Annotated in this window: 25 protein-coding genes; 13 read left to right on the forward strand and 12 right to left on the reverse strand. The window is 37.5% G+C overall.

Annotation, left to right across the window (positions count from 1 at the left end):
* Positions 1-103: 103 nt before the first annotated feature.
* From QFZ87_RS16305 to QFZ87_RS16315, 3 genes are all read left to right on the forward strand, one after another.
* Complete coding sequence (locus QFZ87_RS16305) at positions 104-676, forward strand: phosphatase PAP2 family protein (protein WP_309863410.1); 573 nt, start codon at positions 104-106, stop codon at positions 674-676.
* A 93-nt stretch (positions 677-769) separates the two neighbouring features.
* Positions 770-1,678: an MBL fold metallo-hydrolase gene (locus tag QFZ87_RS16310; protein ID WP_309863415.1), complete on the forward strand. Its 909-nt coding sequence runs from the start codon at positions 770-772 to the stop codon at positions 1,676-1,678.
* Positions 1,679-1,922: 244 nt separating this feature from the next.
* The gene (locus QFZ87_RS16315) at positions 1,923-2,654 is read left to right on the forward strand and encodes a YhcN/YlaJ family sporulation lipoprotein (protein WP_309863418.1); all 732 of its coding nucleotides are present in this window, start codon (positions 1,923-1,925) and stop codon (positions 2,652-2,654) included.
* Positions 2,655-2,867: 213 nt separating this feature from the next.
* Here QFZ87_RS16315 and QFZ87_RS16320 read toward each other — a convergent pair whose 3' ends face one another.
* Positions 2,868-3,419: a GNAT family N-acetyltransferase gene (locus QFZ87_RS16320; protein WP_309863420.1), complete on the reverse strand. Its 552-nt coding sequence runs from the start codon at positions 3,417-3,419 to the stop codon at positions 2,868-2,870.
* A gap of 244 nt (positions 3,420-3,663) precedes the next feature.
* On the opposite strand from QFZ87_RS16320, the gene QFZ87_RS16325 reads away from it, so the two are divergent.
* Both QFZ87_RS16325 and QFZ87_RS16330 read left to right on the forward strand, forming a co-directional pair.
* A complete protein-coding gene (locus tag QFZ87_RS16325; protein ID WP_309863422.1) occupies positions 3,664-5,739 on the forward strand; it encodes a carbon starvation CstA family protein in 2,076 nt (691 codons plus the stop codon).
* Complete coding sequence (locus QFZ87_RS16330) at positions 5,732-5,935, forward strand: YbdD/YjiX family protein (RefSeq protein WP_309863425.1); 204 nt, start codon at positions 5,732-5,734, stop codon at positions 5,933-5,935. Before QFZ87_RS16325 ends, QFZ87_RS16330 begins: the two co-directional genes overlap by 8 nt.
* Here the strand turns inward: QFZ87_RS16330 and QFZ87_RS16335 are convergent.
* Complete coding sequence (locus QFZ87_RS16335) at positions 5,921-6,130, reverse strand: hypothetical protein (protein WP_309863427.1); 210 nt, start codon at positions 6,128-6,130, stop codon at positions 5,921-5,923. The genes QFZ87_RS16330 and QFZ87_RS16335 overlap by 15 nt on opposite strands.
* A gap of 436 nt (positions 6,131-6,566) precedes the next feature.
* Positions 6,567-7,136, reverse strand: a complete 570-nt coding sequence (locus QFZ87_RS16340; RefSeq protein WP_309863431.1) for a general stress protein — start codon at positions 7,134-7,136, stop codon at positions 6,567-6,569.
* Between the two features lie 206 nt (positions 7,137-7,342).
* On the opposite strand from QFZ87_RS16340, the gene QFZ87_RS16345 reads away from it, so the two are divergent.
* Positions 7,343-7,834: a CBO0543 family protein gene (locus QFZ87_RS16345; protein ID WP_309863434.1), complete on the forward strand. Its 492-nt coding sequence runs from the start codon at positions 7,343-7,345 to the stop codon at positions 7,832-7,834.
* A gap of 26 nt (positions 7,835-7,860) precedes the next feature.
* On the opposite strand, the gene QFZ87_RS16350 is transcribed toward QFZ87_RS16345, so the two are convergent.
* The 3 genes from QFZ87_RS16350 to QFZ87_RS16360 all read right to left on the reverse strand — a co-directional run bounded on the left by QFZ87_RS16350 (position 7,861) and on the right by QFZ87_RS16360 (position 10,365).
* Positions 7,861-8,622 (reverse strand): SDR family oxidoreductase, encoded by a 762-nt coding sequence (locus QFZ87_RS16350; RefSeq protein ID WP_309863437.1) that lies wholly within the window; start codon positions 8,620-8,622, stop codon positions 7,861-7,863.
* A 62-nt stretch (positions 8,623-8,684) separates the two neighbouring features.
* The gene (locus QFZ87_RS16355; RefSeq protein ID WP_309863440.1) at positions 8,685-9,575 is read right to left on the reverse strand and encodes a DMT family transporter; all 891 of its coding nucleotides are present in this window, start codon (positions 9,573-9,575) and stop codon (positions 8,685-8,687) included.
* Positions 9,576-9,672: 97 nt separating this feature from the next.
* Positions 9,673-10,365, reverse strand: coding sequence for a helix-turn-helix domain-containing protein (locus QFZ87_RS16360; RefSeq protein ID WP_309863443.1), 693 nt, complete (start codon positions 10,363-10,365; stop codon positions 9,673-9,675).
* A 94-nt stretch (positions 10,366-10,459) separates the two neighbouring features.
* Here QFZ87_RS16360 and QFZ87_RS16365 point away from each other — a divergent pair, with 94 nt between their 5' ends.
* Positions 10,460-10,933: a DinB family protein gene (locus QFZ87_RS16365; RefSeq protein WP_309863446.1), complete on the forward strand. Its 474-nt coding sequence runs from the start codon at positions 10,460-10,462 to the stop codon at positions 10,931-10,933.
* A gap of 162 nt (positions 10,934-11,095) precedes the next feature.
* Positions 11,096-11,413 carry a hypothetical protein gene (locus QFZ87_RS16370; protein ID WP_309863450.1) on the forward strand — a complete coding sequence of 106 codons (318 nt, stop codon included), beginning with the start codon at positions 11,096-11,098 and terminating at the stop codon, positions 11,411-11,413.
* Positions 11,414-11,481: 68 nt separating this feature from the next.
* Here QFZ87_RS16370 and QFZ87_RS16375 read toward each other — a convergent pair whose 3' ends face one another.
* Both QFZ87_RS16375 and QFZ87_RS16380 read right to left on the reverse strand, forming a co-directional pair.
* The gene (locus QFZ87_RS16375) at positions 11,482-11,625 is read right to left on the reverse strand and encodes a hypothetical protein (protein ID WP_308079538.1); all 144 of its coding nucleotides are present in this window, start codon (positions 11,623-11,625) and stop codon (positions 11,482-11,484) included.
* A gap of 197 nt (positions 11,626-11,822) precedes the next feature.
* Positions 11,823-12,245: a hypothetical protein gene (locus QFZ87_RS16380; RefSeq protein ID WP_309863459.1), complete on the reverse strand. Its 423-nt coding sequence runs from the start codon at positions 12,243-12,245 to the stop codon at positions 11,823-11,825.
* Positions 12,246-12,474: 229 nt separating this feature from the next.
* Between QFZ87_RS16380 and QFZ87_RS16385 the strand changes: the two genes are divergently transcribed.
* From QFZ87_RS16385 to QFZ87_RS16395, 3 genes are all read left to right on the forward strand, one after another.
* On the forward strand, positions 12,475-13,551 hold the full coding sequence (locus tag QFZ87_RS16385) for a tellurite resistance/C4-dicarboxylate transporter family protein (RefSeq protein ID WP_309863462.1): 1,077 nt from the start codon (positions 12,475-12,477) through the stop codon (positions 13,549-13,551).
* 110 nt (positions 13,552-13,661) lie between these two features.
* On the forward strand, positions 13,662-14,627 hold the full coding sequence (locus tag QFZ87_RS16390) for a S66 family peptidase (RefSeq protein WP_309863464.1): 966 nt from the start codon (positions 13,662-13,664) through the stop codon (positions 14,625-14,627).
* Positions 14,628-14,843: 216 nt separating this feature from the next.
* Positions 14,844-15,353, forward strand: a complete 510-nt coding sequence (locus QFZ87_RS16395; protein WP_309863466.1) for a DoxX family protein — start codon at positions 14,844-14,846, stop codon at positions 15,351-15,353.
* 87 nt (positions 15,354-15,440) lie between these two features.
* On the opposite strand, the gene QFZ87_RS16400 is transcribed toward QFZ87_RS16395, so the two are convergent.
* The 3 genes from QFZ87_RS16400 to QFZ87_RS16410 all read right to left on the reverse strand — a co-directional run bounded on the left by QFZ87_RS16400 (position 15,441) and on the right by QFZ87_RS16410 (position 17,117).
* Entirely contained in the window at positions 15,441-16,193 is a 753-nt protein-coding gene (locus QFZ87_RS16400) for a 2-phosphosulfolactate phosphatase (RefSeq protein ID WP_309863467.1), read from the reverse strand.
* Between the two features lie 232 nt (positions 16,194-16,425).
* Positions 16,426-16,890 (reverse strand): SRPBCC family protein, encoded by a 465-nt coding sequence (locus QFZ87_RS16405; protein WP_309863470.1) that lies wholly within the window; start codon positions 16,888-16,890, stop codon positions 16,426-16,428.
* Between the two features lie 92 nt (positions 16,891-16,982).
* A complete protein-coding gene (locus QFZ87_RS16410; protein WP_309863472.1) occupies positions 16,983-17,117 on the reverse strand; it encodes a hypothetical protein in 135 nt (44 codons plus the stop codon).
* Between the two features lie 286 nt (positions 17,118-17,403).
* Between QFZ87_RS16410 and QFZ87_RS16415 the strand changes: the two genes are divergently transcribed.
* Together QFZ87_RS16415 and QFZ87_RS16420 are read left to right on the forward strand one after the other, a co-directional pair.
* Entirely contained in the window at positions 17,404-18,375 is a 972-nt protein-coding gene (locus tag QFZ87_RS16415; protein WP_309863474.1) for a bile acid:sodium symporter family protein, read from the forward strand.
* Between the two features lie 119 nt (positions 18,376-18,494).
* On the forward strand, positions 18,495-19,316 hold the full coding sequence (locus tag QFZ87_RS16420; RefSeq protein ID WP_309863476.1) for an SGNH/GDSL hydrolase family protein: 822 nt from the start codon (positions 18,495-18,497) through the stop codon (positions 19,314-19,316).
* Positions 19,317-19,373: 57 nt separating this feature from the next.
* Here the strand turns inward: QFZ87_RS16420 and QFZ87_RS16425 are convergent, their stop codons facing one another.
* Entirely contained in the window at positions 19,374-20,906 is a 1,533-nt protein-coding gene (locus QFZ87_RS16425; RefSeq protein WP_309863479.1) for a vanadium-dependent haloperoxidase, read from the reverse strand.
* Positions 20,907-21,154 lie beyond the last annotated feature (248 nt).

Genomic DNA, 21,154 nt, shown 5'->3' on the forward strand with positions numbered 1-21,154 from the left:
GTATTGGTTGACAGGGAATAAAGTGGCTTTATCGAGTACATATTTAGGTTTCTAGAGGGGGAAAATATCATTACTATTTAGGTCAAATAAAAGGAGTATTTTTATGAATGATCGGATTTTTAGGTCTATTAACGAATTGGCTGGATCTTCTCGTTTTGTAGACTTCATTATGGTTACCCTTTCTAAGAGAACGCGCTATGTCTATCTTTTTGTATTACTTTTACTACTATTTCAAGCTAAATTTAATAAAAGAAAAACTCTAATTGCTGGGGTAACCCTAAGTATAACGTATCTACTTAGCATGTTGATGAAGAGAATTTTTTATAAACCTAGGCCTTTCTTGAAGCAAGCCGTTCATTTATTACCACCAGTACCCTCTAGAAAGGATTCTTCGTTTCCTAGTAAACATACGGCTCTTGCATTCGCAATGTCCGCTTTTGTTTTTGTTTATCATCGGACTTGGGGCTTGGGTCTGTGGCTGTTATCCCTTTTAGTTGGTATTTCTCGTATCTGGATGGGGCAGCATTATCCTTCAGATATTGTGGGGAGCGCCATTCTTGGAAATATAACGGCATTTGTGGTCAAGTTTACTGAAAAGTATTGGAGGCCATTTCTGGAAAGGACCCTCCATTCCTATTCTCATTTCCGTATTTCTTCCCGACAAATTCAAGATTAAACCGGGATTCATTTCCACCTTTTTGCTGGATTAGCGGTTTATTTGTTATACTCAGCATTAGAAAAGAGTGTATTTGAGGAGAAAAAGGTGAAAATGAAGAGATACGCAAACTTGAATAATGCAACAAACAACAAATCTTTCTCGGATATGAGGAAGTGGCAGAAAGAAAGACGAAGTAAAGTAAAGGATTTATCAATTAATATCGAGCAATCTCCTGCTAAAAAAATAAAAGAAATTACCGCCAACAGAAGCCAAACTTCTTATACATGGATTGGCCATTCGACCTTTTTGATTCAGCTAAACGGTATGAATATATTAACAGACCCTGTTTGGGCGAAGCGGATGGGATTTCAAAAACGATTAACAGCACCTGGCCTTTCATTTTCAGAGCTTCCAGAGATTGATATCGTCGTGATTTCTCATGGTCATTATGATCATTTGGATTTCCCTACGTTGAAAAAATTAAAAGGGAGCCCTCACTTTTATGTCCCTGCCGGCTTAAAGTCCCTTTTTAACAGAAAAGGCTTTCAAAAAGTAACGGAAATGAATTGGTGGGAAAGTACCGCGCACGATGGATTAACGATCCATTTCGTTCCCGCCCAGCATTGGACAAGGAGATCCCTGCTGGATATGAACACCTCCCATTGGGGCGGCTGGATCTTCCAAACAGAGCAAGATACATTTTATTTTGTTGGGGATACCGGGTATTTTGATGGTTTTAAACAAATTGCGGACCGATTTGCAATTGACACGGTGTTTATGCCCATCGGCGCCTATGAGCCAGAATGGTTTATGGCGGTTTCACATATCTCACCAGAGGATAGTGTGAAAGCGTTTGTTGAATTAAAGGCAAAAAACTTTGTCCCGATGCATTATGGAGCGTATCGTTTAGCGGATGACACTGGGCCGGAAGCTTTAGAACGTCTCTTGAAGGAATGGAAAAAGCAACAGCTTCCTGAGGAACAACTAAAGGTGTTATTAATTGGAGAAACAGTCATGTAATTAACTGGGGATAACCATTAAAATTGGGTGGTCCCCAGTTTTTTTATCGGATCGACTGCTTATGAGCGAATCCCCATGTAATATGAGCGAATTTCAATTTTTATGAGCGCATCTTCCCTTTTAATGAGCGAATTTCATTTTCTGTCTTGGAAACCTTTTACCATCCACGATTTCAAGAATAGTTCCCCTTATAGTGGCAACCATAAGTATGTAAAACAATTATTTTATAAGGGAGTGGACATTTTTGACGAAAAAAGGTTTAGTTACTTTCGTTTTAGCAACTACCTTATTAGGTTTAACAGGCTGTGGAATGAACGATCGAACAGATAATGTAACTAGAAACAATTTAAATGCTAACAATGTTAGGAATAATAACAATGATGGCCTTGATTTAACGAATGTCTCCAACAAAACCTTCCGTGTTTCTAATCGTGCAGGAAAAAGTGTAGAGAAATTGCAGGCCGTTGAATTGGCACATGTCATCATTCGCAATCATGATGCATATGTGGCGGTGAAACTACACAATCGAACGAACCAAACAAATATGGGTATGGGCACTACACGCGGTACCAGCATGAGCACTGTTGATACGACTCGTGCAAATGATATCAGCGCCCGTGGTGCAGGTACAGGTAGAAACGGTAATTACCCAAGTACAACAGGCGTGACTAGTACGGATAATACGGGCAACGCTCTAAATCCCGGCACTACTAATGGGACCAACATCGGTGGTACGACCGGTGTTCGAGACACTGGAATAAATGGTGGGGCAAACTTCAGAAAGGCATCGAACCACCTAGAAAAAGAAATTGCGAACCAAGTTCATACGGCTGAAAAAAATGTTAACAATGTATATGTAACATATGATGTAGACTTCTTTAATCGACTAACAGACTACACAACCGACACAGGTAATGCTCGAAACAGGGACGGACTTTGGAACGACATTACGAATACAATTAAACGTTCTTTCTGATTTTGAACGAAAGCAGTAAACTTACAATATAAATGGCGATTGTTAAGAATAAATGAACCAAAAAAGGATGTCATTTGACATCCTTTTTTGATTCATTTTTACCTTGAAATTGACGATTAATATCTTCTTTCTAATTTTGGGGAGGTACTAGCCACTTCTGCGAATATTCGGTAACCAATTCTATTATTATCAAACTATAAGAACCAATAAAACTTAATTTAATCCATTAAACCGTCCCATCAATATCATATTATAGTAATTTCCGTCTGACAGAAGTTTGTCTTTCTTTAAAACACCTTCCACTTCAAATCCATACCTTTCATATAACTTGATGGCTTTATCGTTCGTTTCAAGAACATTCAAGGTTATTTTCTTTATACCATTTGAGTCTGCCCATTCAATTGATTCATTTAAGAAATTTCTTCCAATCCCATAGCTCCAATACTCTTTTAACACACAGACGCCAAATTCTGCTTTATGAGCATTCCTTTTCAAAATGCTTCCTACACACCTTGAAAAACCAACAATTTTACCATCGGCCTCAGCAACTAAGAACAGGTTATTCTTACTCTCTGTATCCATTTTAATGATTTGTTTAAAACCTGCCTCATCTATGTATGCCTCTCCTCTTTCTCTCTCTAGGTTTTCGGTTTCACCATCAATCTGTAATCTTACTTCAGATAGGTTTTTGGCATCCTTCTCTTCTGCTGACCTCACGAGATAACGTAAATTATTGACATTAAATTCTTTTGGATTCACGATCATTCCCATTCCCCCTTTGGAAAAAGTTGACACCAAAATAGGATACTTTATTCCGGTTATAAATGCCAATATTATCTACAAAAATTTCCCAACCACTCTAAAAGACTCTTTTTTCTCTATATCTACATATGTAAAAAGAATCATTTTTTGTTTTTTCAGAAAAATAGGATAACCCTATATACAAATCTTGGGACTATTAAAATATAATTCTAGAGGAATACAAAAATTTGTAAAGGTGGGTCGTTTCATGAAAGCGTTAAAATCTATCATTATCTGGGGGATTGTTTCAGCACTCGGCGCTGCTGGTTTTGCCGTCATGGCCTTGAACAACGGAGAAAGCATTAATGCCATCTGGCTCGTTACTGCCGCTATCTGTGTTTATGCCGTTGCCTATCGGTTTTACAGCAAGTTTATGGCTAAGAAGGTATTTGAGCTGGATGACCACCGAAAAACACCAGCAGAAATCAACAATGACGGTAAAGACTATGTTCCTACAAACAAATGGATTCTTTTCGGACATCACTTTGCAGCTATTGCGGGGGCAGGGCCGTTAGTCGGACCTATTCTTGCAGCACAAATGGGTTATTTACCGGGAACAATATGGATTGTGGTTGGTGTAGTTCTTGCCGGCGCTGTTCAGGACTTTATCATTCTATTCGGATCCATGCGTCGGAATGGAAAATCGCTTGGAGAAATGATTAAGGAAGAAATTGGCCCTATCACTGGTTTAATTTCCATGATTGGTATTTTAGGAATTATGATTATTTTATTGGCCGTTTTAGCACTCGTCGTCGTGAAAGCGCTTACCGGTAGTCCATGGGGAATGTTTACGATTGCGGCAACCATTCCTATTGCGATTCTGATGGGATTTTATATGCGTTATATCCGTCCCGGTCGTGTCGGTGAGGCCTCACTCATCGGCGTAGTCCTTCTTCTTCTATCTATTTATGGCGGACAATATGTTTCTCAGCACGCCGAGCTAGCAAAGATGTTTACCTTTTCAGGTGAAACCATTGCCATCATGATGATTATTTATGGGTTCATAGCTTCCGTTCTACCCGTTTGGATGCTTCTTGCACCGCGTGACTATTTGAGCACATTTTTAAAAGTAGGTACCATTGTTGGGCTGGCATTAGGAATTTTCATAGTTGCTCCTGATTTGCAAATGCCCGGTATTACAAAGTTTGTTGATGGTACTGGCCCTGTATTTGCAGGAAATCTTTTTCCTTTCCTATTTATCACGATCGCATGTGGAGCCGTTTCAGGATTCCATGCCCTTGTATCTTCAGGTACAACACCAAAAATGATCGAACGAGAGTCTCACGCCCAACCAATTGGCTACGGAGCCATGTTAACTGAATCGTTCGTTGCAGTTATGGCAATGATTGCTGCCTGTGTGCTGACCCCGGGTATCTACTTTGCAATCAACAGCCCCCCTGCTGTTATTGGTGCGGATGCCGTCCAGGCTGCCCAGACTGTTTCTAGCTGGGGATTCACCATTACACCTGATGAATTGACCAAACTGGCAAATGATGTAGGAGAACAAACCGTTCTTTCACGGACCGGCGGTGCACCTACCCTTGCAATCGGAATGGCGGTTATTTTTTCAAATGTAATTGGCGGGAAAACACTGATGGCTTTCTGGTACCATTTTGCCATTCTATTTGAAGCCCTGTTTATTTTAACTACGATTGATGCTGGAACAAGAGTAGGACGTTTTATGATTCAGGATATTCTTGGTACTGTCTATAAACCATTCGCAAAAACAGAGGCCCTTATACCAAATATAATCGCAACAACCCTCTGTGTTTTTGGCTGGGGATATTTTCTCTACCAAGGTGTTATTGATCCACTTGGTGGAATCAATACGTTATGGCCGCTCTTTGGAATTGCTAACCAGATGCTCGCAGCAATCGCTCTGCTCCTTGGAACGACTGTCCTTTTAAAAATGGGCAAGAAAGCATATGTATGGGTAACGCTCGTACCAACCACCTGGATTTTGATTGTTACGATGGCCGCCGGTTGGCAAAAGCTCTTCCATGAAAATCCAAAAATCGGCTTTTTGGCTCACTCAAAGGTTTTCAAGGAAGCGCTAGATGCTGGTAAAGTCCTCGCACCCGCAGCAAATAAAGAGCAAATGAAGCAGGTTTTGCTGAATGACTATATCGATGCTGCCTTGTGCGGATTTTTTATGATAGTGGTAATAGCCGTGCTGATTTCCTCTTTCCGAATCTGGATTAAGGTCTTGAATAACCACAAAATGGATTTACATGAATCCCCTTATGTTCCTAGGGATGATGGAGACATCAAACATTATGCTTAAGAAAATTAGAGGCATTCTTGTATACCGGAAACAGTTCATTTCACTCCTGGTGGGTGTGCCAAGTTATGAAAAATATGTAGAGCACATGAAGGTTCATCATCCAAACGAACCGATTAAGTCGCAGAAGGAGTTCTTCTGCGAAGCACAGGAAGCACGTTACAATGGGAAGGGTGGAAAAGTGTCAAGGTGTTGTTAGATTATTGCCTGTATCCATAATGGATATAGGCTTTTTATTATTAACAGTCTTATATTTATGTTTTATAAAAGTAATGCCAGCTTTCTCACCAGAGGCCTGCTTCTGCTCGTTTGATAAAATCATGGCACCCAAACCAAAGGTAACTTCGGACAGGGTTCCTTCATTCAAGAGCTTCTCTGTCCGAACGTGAGCCATCTTTGGACAGGGTTCCTTCATTCAAGAGCTTCTCTGTCCGAACGTGAGCCATCTTCGGACAGTCTGCCTTCATTCAGGTGCTCCTCTGTCCGAACATCCGTCAACTTCGGACAGTCTGCCTTCATTCAAGGGCTTCTCTGTCCCAACATGGGCCAATTACGGACAGTGTTCCTTCATTCAAGGGCTTCTCTGTCCGAACGTGAGCCAACTTCGGACAGGGTTCCTTCATTCAAGAGCTTCTTTGTCCGAACGTGAGCCAACTTCGGACAGGGTTCATCCATTCAAGAAATTCACTGTCAGAACCTGAATCACCTTCTATTACTTCGAACTCTTTAGATAAATTAAGGCACCACTGGTACAGGCAAGAAAAGTGGTTACATAAGAAAGAGTACCCAACATAAAAACGTAAGGGTACTCTTTAATTAATATTTTAAATTTATCTTAAGCGTGGATCATTAGGATTGCCCGAAGTAAGCGCAGCATTGGACGGTTCATTTGTTGTCATTGATCTGCCTGTTAGATTATCCTCACCAATCGTATCGAGTTGGCCATCTCCAACGCTGGTTATTCGGCGTTCTACAAGGACAAGAATTTTACCTTCTTTAACATAACCTTCATAACGATCTGCTTCATCCTCTTCGAAGCCCATACCAACTAAAGCTCCAGCCAACCCACCAACTCCTGCGCCGACTGCTGCACCCGTCAATGTGGCTGCAATTGGTCCAGCGGCTACAAATGGTCCAATACCTGGTATCGCGAGTGCTCCCACACCAGCGAGCAATCCGACGAGTCCACCAAGTGCCCCGCCTGTTGCCGCTCCTGCAAGTAAATCATCTTCTGTCTTCGTACCTGTTGCATCATTTATTTCGTTTACTTTGTCATTGTTTGCTCCTATAACCGAGATATCCTCTGCAGCGTATCCCTGTCGTTTTAGGTCTTCAACCGCCTTAATAGCCTCATGTTCCGTATCATAAACTCCCACCAAGTGCTTTTCATGTTCGTACATTGAAATTCCTCCTTTAAATGAGTAGTCCTTACTTAACTACCCTCCACTCCGAGGAACGAAACATATAATAATCCACTTTTTCTATTTGTCATGAGTAAAGCACTCTGAACTAATTGAACTATTTTGTATAATATTTAATTAAAATAGAAAGATAAAAAAGGAATAGTTTGGAGTAATCCGACCAAAAGAGCCAAGAGGAGATCAAAATGTCCCTTGAATTTAAATATTGGAAATGGATTTTTCTAATCATTTCGATTTTGACTTTTAATATAGTTGCATTAAAAACGAGAAAACAATTACCTACTACTGTGATCTATTCAACAACTTTTTTTGCATTGTGTATTCAACAATATTTTGATTCTTATGCAGCGTTCTTTTTTAAGGCATGGGGATTTTTTTCAGTGGATACGGCTGATTTCCCTTCATTGTTAGTTAAATGGGGAATTTATCCAGCAGCAATTGTTATGATTATAAATTGGTATCCTTATAAATCATCAATGACGAAGAGATTTTGTTATATTATGGGATGGTCCGTTTTTTCTACTTCCTTTGAATGGGTGACAATGAAATTAGGAATTCTTTGGCATATCCATTGGAACTTATTTTATTCATTTATTATATATCCCATTATTTATTACCTATTTTTAATTCTACACGTAAAGTTTTACCAGTGGTTAAAGCGAAGGGAATATAGGTAGAGAAAATTGTTCTACTAAAAAAAAACTCATTCCAACTTTTGACTTAGGTACTCTTTAAAAGTAACTTTTCCTATTAGTCTCAACTTGTTCGTATTTTTTCCATTTACCAGTGATTTGTAAAGCCTCCCTGGTAAAGAAATGCTTACAATTTTATTTGGCTCATTATTGACATTAATCTTAAGATTCGCCATCTCTCTTAAAGACATAATCTCGGGTCCACCAAAGTCATCTGTTCTTCCCTGAGGACCTTTCTCTATTAATCCTATTAAATGATTGGCGAAATCGCCTACATCCACACTTTGAAATTTAATGCTTCCTGGAATAATATATCGTTTAAAAAGAGGCTTCGATAAAAGCAAATGATCAACAAAATCGTGAAACTGTGTGGCCCTTACAATTGTATAAGGAATCGAACTGTTTTTTAACAGGTTTTCCGCTTCGCATTTCAATTTGTAATATTTAAATGGTATATCTTCAATACCAACAATTGAGGGATAAATAAAATGTTTGATGTGATCAAGCCTAGTTAAAAATTTTTCTAACCCTGATACATCTATGAGTCTTGAATTTTTCAAGGGACTTGTTGCTGCGTGAATAACAACCTCTACATCTTTTACTGCTTCATCTAATCCATCCGCTGTCAAAAAATCGCTATAAACCCACTCAAAATCTCCGGTGGTTTCAGGTTTTCCTCTAGATGTTAATTTTACATCATAATTTAGGTTTGTTAATTGATTTATTAAAGCGGTACCCAACATCCCGGTTGAACCTGTTATTAATATTTTCAAAAAAATCCCTCTTTCTTTTGAACGACTCATTGTATGTAATATTCACAATGAGTTAACTTTATTCAACTGAGGGTGCCGCTTTTTTTACCAAAAATATTTTGTTGTTTCTTAAATCTAGAGTTTGCTATGAATACACCTGCTAAAATTATTGAAGCACCAAAATATCCTTGTAGCCCCATATTTTCATGTAAGAAAATGAATGCAAAGATTGCTGAAAAAATTGGTTCCAGTGAAAAGAGAAAGCCAGTGCTCTCAGGGGTCGTGTACTTTTGTGCAATCGGCTGCATGACAAAACCATAAGCAGAGCTAATAAGTGCTAAACCAAGGATTGCAGACCAATGAATCACTCCATCTGGTAAAACAGGTGATTCAAAAATAAAGGAGCCAATGGTTGCATATATTGCAGCAAATCCAAGTTGATAAATCCCAAGTTGCAAGGTATTTACTTCTCGAGCAAAGTAGTTTGTGATTATAATGTGAACCGCATAAAGAAAGGCGGCAATTAAACACAATAGCGAGCTAAACGCAAAAGTAAAATCATTCCTAATTGTCAGGAGCGCTAAGCCACTTGTAACAATCAAAACACCAAGAAAAATGTTCTTACTGGGCAATTTCCGTGTAATGAATGTCTGAAGAATCGGTACTAAGATAACAGTAGTGCTAGTCAAAAAACCAGCTGATGAAGCAGTGGTATTTTTCATCCCATACAATAATGCGATAAAAATACTGCATAGCACAGCTCCAACAATCGCACTGTATTTCAATGTTTTAGCATCTACTAGAATGACTTTTTTATAGAAGATCGCTATCATCAAGATAAATGCTATGCCAAATCGCAAAGCAATAATGGTTAATGGAGGAATGGTATCCACACAAAGCTTCATGAAGAGATACGAGGTCCCCCACCCCATAGAAACAGAAGCGAGAATCAAGTTTGCTTGTTTTTGAGTCATAATAGATAGTCCGTTCTTCTTTTATTTGTTTTTTATGTTTAATATATGAAAAGTTTCTAAGGACAATAGGATAAACATTACAGATATAATAAAGGAACTAATCAATGCTAAATCCAAAAACTTCCTCAAACCCTTCTCTTCCTTTATTCGTTATCTTAAGTGCCCGAGTTGAAGGCATTCGCTCAATCCAATTATTTTCGAGTGTAAATAATAAAATTGCATTCCCAAGAGAGCCTGCTAAATGAAATCTTCTTTCACTCCAATCAAGACACTTACATGAAAACGAACGCCTTTTTTTCCTGATATGTTGAATATCTATTCCTATTGAAGCTAAAAGACTTTCCCCTTGTGGAGTCAACTCGAAATCCTGCTCACCCGTATCACATATAAAGTTATTATTTAATAATGAATTAGTTACTCCAACCCCTAACGAACCGGCTAGATGATCATAACAAGTTCTCGCAAAGTGTATTTCTTTATTTCGTGATACTTCTCTAAATGAGTTTGGTTTTCTTTCCGGTGTTAAACATAGTAAAGATTCCAATACTTTAGCTACTTCAGCATTGGAAAGTGAAAGGTATTTATGCCTGCCCAGTTTTTCTGATTTTACAATACCTTTGTCCATCATTTTAGACAAATGAAAGCTTGCTGTTTGAGGAGTTATTTTTGAAGCCAATGCCAATTCTGAAACTGTATATTTTCTTCCATCCAATAAAGTTAATAACATCGTTGAACGTGATTGCTCACTAATTATTGTGGCTACTTCTGACACTAGCGGATCAAAATTCATGTCTATACCTCCAAATATGTAATCCATACTTCGATGATAATCGTTTCATTCATAATTTACAATAAAGGGGAATCTTACCACAGGGGGAATTATTATGAATTCACTTGAATTATTTTTACTAGACTATAAAGAATGCAGACGTCGTTTCTTAATCACTGCTGCTGCTTTTCCGGATGAATTACTTACATGGAGACCTGATAAAGATGCTTTATCAGTTGGGGAAACCATTCGTCATGTGTTGCTTCATGATCTTGGTTGGTTAATGATTTTAAAGGATAATAGGTTACCAACCGAAGAAGAACAAAGTTATTTATGGAAAGAGCCTTATACTACTCTTCAAGATGAAGTAGACAGAGCTTCGGTATATCATGTGGAGTTTATTGATTATGTATCTTCACTAAATATGGATGATCTTGGGACAAAATATATTAACTGGCCACATAAACCAATTAGTAGAACTCTGGGAGATACGTTAGAGAGGAAATCATATCATGATGCAGTCCACACAGGGCAACTTTTACAATATTTAAGAATGTTACATATAGACCGTCCTTTGATATGGGACTAAATGAACAGGGTAAAGGAAAGATTTCCTTCCCCACCGAATCTTCACTAAATGTTCAAAAAGATACAAAAAAAGATACGTGCACTTGTTATTTGCATCACACCTTACTTTCATTAACGATTGTACAATCGATATGAATTCGTTGAAAGAAAGGAGGTTAATATTTTGTTAAATTTATTGATTTTCGTTTTAATCGCCATTACTTTGGTTTTGATAAGTATTTTTATTGGCGGTCTGATGGATCTATATAAAAAAGAAATGGAAGAAAAAAAGAGTGCAGTAAGAGATGGAATGGAAGGTTACCTGGATCAAACGTTTGGATTTGGAACGGTTAAAGTATTTAAATCAATCGTTGATGCTGAAGGTAATATCCGATACCTGGTTTACTTGCCACAGTTGGAGTGGTTCAAAACACCAACTTATAAATGGTATGAAGTGTATGCAACCCAAAGCGGTTTTCAGCACATTGAAGTAGAAAGATAATGTCGATGTTTATACAAGAAAACCCTAGAGGATTTCCTCTAGGGTCTTATCTTTTCTATAATGAACAATTAATGAACACGAATGATTTCGTAAATATCTTCATCATGGTGTACTCTTGTATGCTTGGATTCAATCCGTTCAAATTCATCAAACTCGTCAATCGTTTCTCCAAACCACCAGTTTTTTAATTCAAACAAAAATTCAGTAAGCATCGTTAGTTCCTCCCATGTATGGTTGTTGAACAAGTTATACTCTTATTATACATGTGAATCACTTCACATAAAAGCGCTTACACAAAAGGCGGAATAGCAAAATAATACCGAAAAGCAAGATAATTTTGTAAGTATTTACACATATTGAAAAGAGAGTGATTTAGATGCAATCCCCCCTTTTCAAAACCTTGTTATTATTATTTTTCCTGAGAAACTTGAGGATTGTCAAAACTATTTTCAACAAATTCTCTAATCTTCTTCCATTCCCCATTTTCTTGACGGAAGGTCTCAACAAAAAGTAATTTATTTTGTTGCATTTGTCCATCAAGTGAAAACCTTACCCAAAAAATTGCAACACCTTCTTGCTGTTGATTCATTTCAATTAGAACATCATCAAAGGACCATTGGGGATTTCTCCCCTCATACATTTTATATGCTTGTTTCCATCCTTCTTCAGCCTCTTCGTATCCCCAGTCCGCAATACCTGATTCAGGATTCGCCCATCTGACCTTCAAATCCTTAGAAGAGTGTCTTGCCATTCTTCTTGCATCCAGACTGTTCCAAGAAGCTCGATATTCTACTAAAAACTCTATAAAATCCGCTAATGATAATTGTTTCATGTGTACTCTCCTAAAAATTTGATATTTTTCTATTAAAAGAATTGCTCCCTAAAGAAAGTTATTGGAAAATTACTAGTAAAATACTTAGTTTGAATACATCTTTGTTTTATTCAATAAAAGGAGTCATTTTCCTTCTTTAGAGATCTATCCCTTTAATCAATAACTTTTTATTATTTTTAATATGATAAAATAAGAAAGGTAAAATTTATAGATTTTTGGGGGTGAGCAATTGTTTTCCTTATTAAAACAAAAAGCAGGTAATCTTTTTCCTGGCTATTTTGCCTTAGTCATGGCTACAGGGGCATTATCAATAGGAACGCACCTGCTCGGAATGGATATTATTTCTAAGATATTATTATATATTAATATCATTGCCTATATTTCTTTATGGGTACTAACTCTTACACGAATTTTTTTCTATTTTCCTAGTATGTTAGCTGATTTGACAAGCCATACAATTGGACCAGGATTTTTTACATTAGTCGCTGGGACCTGTGTATTTGGTAGCCAACTAATTATTGTTGGTCACAACTACTCGATTGCCATTTATTTATGGGCACTGGCTATTCTATTATGGCTATTAATCATGTATACCTTCTTTTCAGCAGTTACCGTAAGAAGGGATAAACCTACGATGGTTGAAGGAATTAATGGGGCTTGGTTGATCGCAGCGGTCGCAACCCATTCCATTTCTATCCTTGGTACCCTACTATCCCCACAAGTAGACTCTGGAAAGGACATTCTTTTATTTTTCACTTTATGCATGTATTTCCTTGGCTGCATGTTATATTTAAATATCATTACACTCATTTTTTATCGATTTACCTTTTTAAGGCTGGATCATTCTGCTCTTACACCACCTTACTGGATTAATATGGGTGCAGTAGCCATTACTACTTTGTCAGGTTCAACATTAATTCTACATGCGAAATCCTGGTCCCTACTGGGTGAAATTACTCCCTTCTTAAAGGGTTTTACTTTATTTTTCTGGATAACCGGGACTTGGTGGATTCCGTTGTTATTTATACTTATGATTTGGCGCCATCTCTATCATCGCTATCCACTTACGTATGACCCACAATTTTGGGGAATGGCATTTCCACTTGCGATGTATACAACGAGTACCTATCAATTGGCAACAGCTCTAGATTTATCGTTTTTAACCCTAATTCCAAGAGGAATGGTATATATTGCGATAGCAGCATGGATTACCGTATTTTTTGGGATGCTTCGTCACCTATATCATAATTTTCAAAATCACTTCCTCTCACCAACTAAAGAAAATATCTATGAAAAACATCTCTAATTCGTTTAGGGATGTTTTCTTTTGCAAAAAAACACCACAAAATTAACTTGCCAATTCTAGCATCAGTGGAATATATTAGAAAAAATAAATATGTTAAGGGAGTGGGTCTAATGCATATCCCATCGAAATTAGATGTTGGCGATGAAATTAGGATTGTTGCACCAAGCAGAAGTGCAGGAATTTTATCAAAGGAAGGATTCGAACAAGCTAAGAAACGATTAGAAGATTTAGGTTTTAAAGTAACCTTTGGAAAACATATTTTGGAATCGGATCTACAAAACTCTTCATCTATTGAACAAAGAGTTCAGGATATTCACGAAGCCTTTCAAGACCCGAACGTAAAAGGCATTTTAACTGTAATTGGCGGGTTTAATAGTAATGAATTGTTACAGTACCTAGACTACGAGTTAATCAAAAATAATCCAAAAGTTTTTTGTGGCTATAGTGATATTACAGCGATTGGAACTGCTATTACAACACAATCAGGGTTTATTACATATTCAGGGCCTCATTTTTCAAGTTTTCAAATGGAAAAAGCACAGGAATATCAAACCACTTTCTTTAAAAAATGTCTGATGCAATCTGAGACATATTCAGTTGTGTCTTCACCTATTTGGAGTGATGATGCTTGGTATATTGATCAGGAAAATCGACAATTTGAGGAAGCAAACTGGAAAACATATAGTGAAGGTTACACGAAAGGTACATTATATGGTGGTAATTTATGTACACTGAATTTATTGCAAGGGACACCTTATATGCCTGCCATAATGGATTGTGTCCTCTTTATTGAAGATGACGAATTGACTATTCCTGAGACGTTCGCACGTGATCTGACCTCACTTTTACAAGTTGCTGGGAACATAAAAGCTTTGGTAGTTGGTAGATTCCAACGAGCTTCAAAGGTGACTGAAGAACAATTACTTTTTATTTTAGATAAACATCCTTTATTAAAGGAAATTCCTGTTTTATATGATGTCGATTTTGGGCACACCCAACCTATTTTCACCTTCCCAATTGGCGGAGAAGTAGAAATTAACAGTACCAATAAAACCATTACTTTCACTAAATTTTAAGTTTAATAGTCATTTTGTCCAGCCCTTCTATTTCAGAAGGGTTTTTTGCTCCCAAACAATTTGTGAGGGCATTCCTACCTGAAGATAATGGGAATTTCGGTCTATATGATCGCGTAAACTTAGTACTTTTCACTTGTTGACTAAAACGTCTTCGTAAACGATAATGATAATCGTTATCATTGATAATTATTATCAATTAACTAGGAGGCGTTTTAAATGTTTATTCGATTCTTAAAGGAAAACCGTTATGTTTCACTGCTGCTTACCTTCCTTCGACTCTATCTTGGATGGCAATGGCTACATGCAGGTTGGGGAAAAATCTCTGATGGGACATTTGATGCAAGCGGATTTTTGAATGGAGCAGTAAAAAATATGTCAGGTGAACACCCTTCTGTTCAACCTTGGTGGGGGTACTTTCTAAAAGAGGTTGCTCTACCATATGTCGATTTATTTAATGTCCTTGTTCCTTGGGGTGAATTTTTTGTCGGTCTCGGATTAATTTTAGGTGTTTTTACGTCCTTTTCAATACTAATGGGATTAACTATGAACTTTGCTTATATGTTTTCAGGAACAACCAGTACCAATCCACAAATGGTTTTAATAGGAATATTTATTCTCATTGCTGGTGTCAATGCTGGAAAGATAGGATTGGATCATTGGTTTATTCCGTTTTTTAGAAGAATGCTATTCAAAAATACAGAGAAAGAATTTCCTCAAAATATTTAACAATTTAAAAGTTTCCCTTAATGATCTGAAGAAATACATAGTTATGTAGACCATCATCCATATGGTGTTGATGGTCTACATAAGATTTTACACATATTCTATAAAATGGTCTTTATTCAATACCGGAACTGTTTGATATACATTTAAACGGCTACAATGCTGTACGTCAGTTTCAAATCCCCTTCCACGTAGTTCACGTCCACTTCCACAATCCCAGATAATATTATTAATTATATTTTTAGAATGGAGAAAAGAAGTCATACAGAGTTCTGCCTCTGGAGATTTTTTCCCTTCTAAATAACTAAGAATGGCGCCAGCGCCTAAATAGTCTTCAATTGCTGGGCGCAGAGTATCTTCGTATTCTCTACTGCCTTCCCATTGCTCACCACAAGGTATCACAGTTATAGTCGCTTTCGTTTGTTTTTGTAATTGATTAGCAGCAGCTGCCACTGATTTCGCATTAAGTAAGGAGCCTATTAAAAGTGCAGGAACTTGGGATGCAATCCATGTGCAATAGGCCCCATTAAGTGAGGTTAATACATACTTTTTATTATTATGATCTTGGCCAAAGGATACTGGTGATAAAGTGGGAGCTCCTATTTGTGCAGCCTCTGCTCTACCTAAAATAAACTCGCCACCAATTTTCTCTGCAAACTTTTTCCCATCTAGTGTGCGAGGATATGGATAGATGATTGCCCCGTATCTTAAAGCAGTTATCACTGTAGATGAAAAACTTAGGACATCAACAATGATAATTATATCCCCTCTTTCAGCAGCCTCTCTCGACCCACGCCGTCCCCATTCCACTCTACATTCATAAGGAGATTGATTAAAGAACATAAAACCACCCTTTCAACTTAATAAGTTAGGATCCTATGTTCATTGATTTTAAAGTAAATATAAAAAAAGAATAGACTTATATTTTAATAAGTTGTAAAATTATGGTTGAAGTCTGTAAAAAACACTCTTTTTAAAAATCTTTTAGTTTTTAAATAATACAAGCAAATAGCAGTGGAATTGAACTCCACTGCTCTCTTATTATTATTGAATTATTTTATCGACCCTTTTTTCGTCATCTACCATTTCTTCTCATTTCATAAATACTCCGTTTAATCTGCTTCTCTACTTTTTGAAAGAAGGAGTCTAACCCTTTCGTTGCACCAGTATCTAATATACGTTTACCCGCTAATGCCAAGGCACCTGTTACCTCCGCATCAGCCTTACAGGTGATTTTTGAGCCTCCATCAACATCACTAATCACAAGATCAGCTTTACCTACAATCTCTCCAACGTTTCCTTTTCCATTTACTTTGAGTTGATAGGTTGAAGGCATGTTTTCATATAGCCAAATATCAAGTATCATTACATCCTGGAGCGGTCCGATGTTTACATCCAACTCTGCCCGGTACACTCCTTTTGATGTTTCGGCAAACGATTTACAGCCCGGTAAAGCATTTCGTAAAACCTTTTCATTTTTTATTAACTTCCAAACAACGTTCCTCGGCAAGCCAAAACGATACTCGTATGTGATGTTCATTGGTCCTCCTCCAATCAGTAGTTATTTTTAAATCCGGTACCATTCCCATTCAATTATTCATATTCAATAACAAATGAAGGTGTTAATGCTATTTATATAAAAAATATAGTTGGATGTCTTGCATAGTTTTTATGAAAGACAGTTTTCGTAATTCTCTGCTGATTTTGTCCCTCATCACCTGTATGAAGGACAGTTTCAACCCTTCTCCAGCTAATTTTGTCCTTCATCGCCTGCATGAAAGACAGTTTCCACCCTTCTCCAGCTAATTTTGTCCTTCATCGCCTGCATGAAGGACAATTTCTAAAATTACCCACATGATTTTGTCTTTCATCAAACAAATGAAAGACATTATTCTTGCTGCCCCAACCAATTTTGTCTTTCATCCCTACGAAAACGCTTTCATTAATTAACGCTTTAAACTTAAAAAATAAATTAATATTCAAACTATTGTGTTTATTGGAATAATATTCTATAATACTTTTCATTACGAAATATTACACAGAGGTGAGCACAATGAAAACGTTAGAAAGAATCAGTCAGTTTGTCGGCAATACTTTTGCCATTTGGGTACTATTGTTTGCAGCACTAGCATTTTTTTCACCCGCAACCTTTACATGGATTGCACCACACATTCCGCTGTTGTTAGGAATCATCATGTTTGGGATGGGCTTAACCCTATCTGCCAATGATTTTAAAGAAGTATTTAAGCGCCCAAAGGATGTAGCCATTGGTGTAGTTGGTCAATTTTTAATTATGCCAATCCTTGCATTTTTATTAGCAAAGGGTCTAAATTTATCACCTGAAATAGCTGTGGGGGTTATTTTAGTCGGATGCTGTCCTGGTGGAACAGCCTCTAACGTGATGACCTTCCTCTCTAAAGGAGATGTTGCACTAAGCGTTTCGATTACATCGATCACAACCATACTTGCTCCACTTGTCACACCTGCACTTATTTTATTACTTGCTAGTGAATGGATTCCTGTTGATGCCGGCGGTCTTTTTCTATCAATTGTAAAAATCGTGTTATTCCCAATCATCCTTGGTGTAGTGGTAAAGCGGTTATTCAATAAACAAGCCCAGGCCAGTGTAAAGGTTCTACCGCTTGTCTCTATTGTAGCAATCGTCGCGATTGTCACTGCTGTAGTATCTGTTAGCCAGCAGGCCATTGCAAAGACAGGATTAATCATTTTTGCAGTAGTCGTTCTACATAATTGCCTTGGTTATTTATTAGGTTATGCTTTCGGAAAAATGTTCAAGATGGATTTATCAAAGAAAAAAGCGGTGGCAATCGAGGTTGGGATGCAAAACTCTGGTTTAGGTGCAGCCATTGCAGCGGCACACTTCTCTCCACTAGCAGCTGTACCAAGTGCCATTTTCAGTGTTTGGCATAATATCTCAGGGCCAATCTTAGCAACTATCTTCAGCCGAATGAAAGACGACAAAGAATCAACAACTGTACATGCAGACCAATCCTTAGCAAAATAGCTTTCTATAAAAACCATCTTCCTACTCTCGGGAAGGTGGTTTTCAACTTTTGGAAATCAACCCCTAAACAAATCTCCTTTTAACCTTGTTATAATAGTGTTAATCAAGGAGTGTATCTTATGAAAATAGTAAAATATCTTTTTATATTAGTTTTGATTATTGGTCTTGGCATTTCTGCATGGGTCTATTACCCTCAGTACCAAATATACAAAATGAAAAAACAAACTACAGTTGCGGTTAGCCATAAAGCCCACCAAATCACCTATCTCCATTATTTTCAAAATGCTAAAACACCTGGTCTGCACCAACTGGCCATCGGGGATTCGATTATTCGCGGAGTCGGTGCTGGACAGGATGAAAACTTTGTCAGTCAATTTTCTACCAAATTAGCTCAACAGACGAACAAAGAGATTACCTTTGAAAATCAAGGAATTAATGGAATTACGAGTGGTGAATTAAACGAACTTGTCCAGGAAGGCCGATTTGACGAATCGATTAAGCAATCTGATATTATCACCATCAATGTTGGAGGTAATGATATTCTCAGAATGGCCAAGGGGCAAAATTTTCGTACGGTTATTCAGGACTATGACCAGCTGCAAGCCTCTTTTTCAAAAAATTTGAGTGATATTTCTGATCGAATTTCTACTTTGAATCCGAAAGCTACTATTGTATTTTTAGAATTGTATAATCCCATCTCCCCTGAAGATCAAATGTATCCTCTTGCGGATAAATTGCTACCCAAATGGAATCTTCATATCTATGAAGTAGCTAATCATATTCCAGGATCCATCGTTATTGAAACAACAAAGGTTATAAATGGAGACCATTTACAAAACCTCTCCTCAGATGGTGTCCATCCAAATGTTGCTGGATATACCGCGATTTCCGAACAAATCTTGTATCAGCTGAAACATCAAGTTAGAAAAAGCTCTGTATAATTCTGCGGAAATAAATGAAGAGACCTATTCTGATACGAATGGGTCTCTTCTAATTATTTAAATGGTAATCTTTGTCCCATCAAATTTTGTGAGACAAAATCCTTCGAATTCCTCATTATATGTGGATCGGTAATCATGTAGCATTCTAATTGCTACGTTTTCTCCAAGTAACATCCCATTGATCGCGCTACTCCGGAAGTGAACACCAGCAGTATTTCGACCAATCGCAATATTATAGGCAAGTTTGTTCAATTCCCCGCCAACTGTAAGAGTTCCATCATAAGATTCTAACGAGAGGCCGTCACTGCTCGCAACAACCGGATCAGGAATAACAAATGATTCGTTAAAGAATGCTTTTAACATCGTCACCATCGCCCCAATAAATGTGGCATGACCAGAAGGATATTCAGGATGTGTAGGACAACCTTCAGCAAAAGCTTGAGGCAGCAGATACGTTTTATATTTTTCATAAGTTTTTGATAATGCTATTGAATTTAGTACTACTGGATGAATGGGGTAGTTAGCGTCCCCCGTCATTTTGTGGTGAATGCGGCCACCAAACTCCTCCGGACGGATCCGCCGGTGGACAAGCCATTTTTGACACCAGGCAGCATCTAATGCAGGACGAACAGCTCTTAGGACAAAGTCTAAAACGTGAGCTGACCCAAAGCTGGAAAATCCAACTTGGGTGTTAGATTTGAGGTATGGATTGCACATGTCCAATGCCCCAGGTCCGTAACTAAGAAGAATTAAACAAGGAGCTAGTCCACTTTCTAACGAATAATCCTTGTGTACAAACTCTCCTAAAACTCGACCATTTCGAATATATCGCGGGGTGGAATCATAAGTGTTACTGCTAGGGAGTGGTTTGCCCGTTTGAACAGCTAGCCAATCCTCATAGTTCGTTAAATGGTCATCCCCTGCTATTGTTGTTTTATATTTTTGGACAATCTTAGTGGCAATAAAAGGATATTCCTTCCATAGAAACTGCGAAATATATGGTCCCTTTAAAGCTCCAGGGAAAGCTTGTCTAAATAAAGTCTTAGGAGTAACTTGTCCATTCATTTTGGGCCCATGAAATTTTGTCAATGTAGAAAGTTCTTCTGCAGCAGCAATAGTTAGAGGATGAGTATGATAGTCATTAAAGGGGATATCACGTGTTAATGCTTGCCAGTATAGCTCAACCATTTCAGATGCAATCTCTTCACTGTTAAAGGCTGGTGGTGGTGGACAAACCATTTGGTGACTATCTGGTCCGACTAAATCAAATGAATAAGCAGATTGAGGATTAACTAGCTTTCTTTCACCTCCTAGTGGGATCTTTTCAAAATCTTCAGGTTCACCAGTTCCTATTGCCTCTAGATATTTATCATATGCACGGAGGTCCACTTCACCGAGACTATTCTGCGGGAATGCTTTAATATAACTCGCAATTTTATTAGGGTATCTCCTTTCATCCCCGTTACTGGGATGTTCCACTTTAGGAAGCTTTTTGTAGTATAATGCTGTTTCGTTACGAATTTTAAAAGCTTTTTGAATTCGTTTAATAGATGAAAGATCACCTTTTAATTTTGCTTTCTTAAAACCCATTATTCTCACTCCTTTCATAATAAAATCAACATATTGTATGTAAAATAAACCATTTGGAAACGGACAAACATACTGTTCATCCTTCTAATAATGCATATATTTCCACTGCATTACACACCTAATTTATTCCATTTATCTTGATATTCTATTATTATTAAAGCTCTGTTAACAAAATGTAATATTCTTATAACACAGTTGATAGAATGATTTGGTAAAATATTGATACATTAAATAGTACGAACATTTAG

Origin of the sequence: Bacillus sp. SLBN-46 (assembly GCF_031453555.1) — a bacterium.
GTDB lineage: Bacteria > Bacillota > Bacilli > Bacillales > Cytobacillaceae > Neobacillus.

What these genes read in the sequence shown, in the direction of transcription:
- QFZ87_RS16340 (WP_309863431.1), bottom strand. Translation starts at nt 7,136, where the DNA reads ATGTACGAACATGAAAAGCACTTGGTGGGAGTTTATGATACGGAACAT.
- QFZ87_RS16415 (WP_309863474.1), top strand. Translation starts at nt 17,404, where the DNA reads ATGAAAACGTTAGAAAGAATCAGTCAGTTTGTCGGCAATACTTTTGCC.
- QFZ87_RS16420 (WP_309863476.1), top strand. Translation starts at nt 18,495, where the DNA reads ATGAAAATAGTAAAATATCTTTTTATATTAGTTTTGATTATTGGTCTT.
- QFZ87_RS16345 (WP_309863434.1), top strand. Translation starts at nt 7,343, where the DNA reads ATGTCCCTTGAATTTAAATATTGGAAATGGATTTTTCTAATCATTTCG.
- QFZ87_RS16330 (WP_309863425.1), top strand. Translation starts at nt 5,732, where the DNA reads ATGCTTAAGAAAATTAGAGGCATTCTTGTATACCGGAAACAGTTCATT.
- QFZ87_RS16365 (WP_309863446.1), top strand. Translation starts at nt 10,460, where the DNA reads ATGAATTCACTTGAATTATTTTTACTAGACTATAAAGAATGCAGACGT.
- QFZ87_RS16355 (WP_309863440.1), bottom strand. Translation starts at nt 9,575, where the DNA reads ATGACTCAAAAACAAGCAAACTTGATTCTCGCTTCTGTTTCTATGGGG.
- QFZ87_RS16400 (WP_309863467.1), bottom strand. Translation starts at nt 16,193, where the DNA reads ATGTTCTTTAATCAATCTCCTTATGAATGTAGAGTGGAATGGGGACGG.
- QFZ87_RS16325 (WP_309863422.1), top strand. Translation starts at nt 3,664, where the DNA reads ATGAAAGCGTTAAAATCTATCATTATCTGGGGGATTGTTTCAGCACTC.
- QFZ87_RS16305 (WP_309863410.1), top strand. Translation starts at nt 104, where the DNA reads ATGAATGATCGGATTTTTAGGTCTATTAACGAATTGGCTGGATCTTCT.
- QFZ87_RS16375 (WP_308079538.1), bottom strand. Translation starts at nt 11,625, where the DNA reads ATGCTTACTGAATTTTTGTTTGAATTAAAAAACTGGTGGTTTGGAGAA.
- QFZ87_RS16405 (WP_309863470.1), bottom strand. Translation starts at nt 16,890, where the DNA reads ATGAACATCACATACGAGTATCGTTTTGGCTTGCCGAGGAACGTTGTT.
- QFZ87_RS16380 (WP_309863459.1), bottom strand. Translation starts at nt 12,245, where the DNA reads ATGAAACAATTATCATTAGCGGATTTTATAGAGTTTTTAGTAGAATAT.
- QFZ87_RS16320 (WP_309863420.1), bottom strand. Translation starts at nt 3,419, where the DNA reads ATGATCGTGAATCCAAAAGAATTTAATGTCAATAATTTACGTTATCTC.
- QFZ87_RS16335 (WP_309863427.1), bottom strand. Translation starts at nt 6,130, where the DNA reads ATGGCTCACGTTCGGACAGAGAAGCTCTTGAATGAAGGAACCCTGTCC.
- QFZ87_RS16425 (WP_309863479.1), bottom strand. Translation starts at nt 20,906, where the DNA reads ATGGGTTTTAAGAAAGCAAAATTAAAAGGTGATCTTTCATCTATTAAA.
- QFZ87_RS16390 (WP_309863464.1), top strand. Translation starts at nt 13,662, where the DNA reads ATGCATATCCCATCGAAATTAGATGTTGGCGATGAAATTAGGATTGTT.
- QFZ87_RS16360 (WP_309863443.1), bottom strand. Translation starts at nt 10,365, where the DNA reads ATGAATTTTGATCCGCTAGTGTCAGAAGTAGCCACAATAATTAGTGAG.
- QFZ87_RS16310 (WP_309863415.1), top strand. Translation starts at nt 770, where the DNA reads ATGAAGAGATACGCAAACTTGAATAATGCAACAAACAACAAATCTTTC.
- QFZ87_RS16410 (WP_309863472.1), bottom strand. Translation starts at nt 17,117, where the DNA reads ATGAAGGACAAAATTAGCTGGAGAAGGGTTGAAACTGTCCTTCATACA.
- QFZ87_RS16395 (WP_309863466.1), top strand. Translation starts at nt 14,844, where the DNA reads ATGTTTATTCGATTCTTAAAGGAAAACCGTTATGTTTCACTGCTGCTT.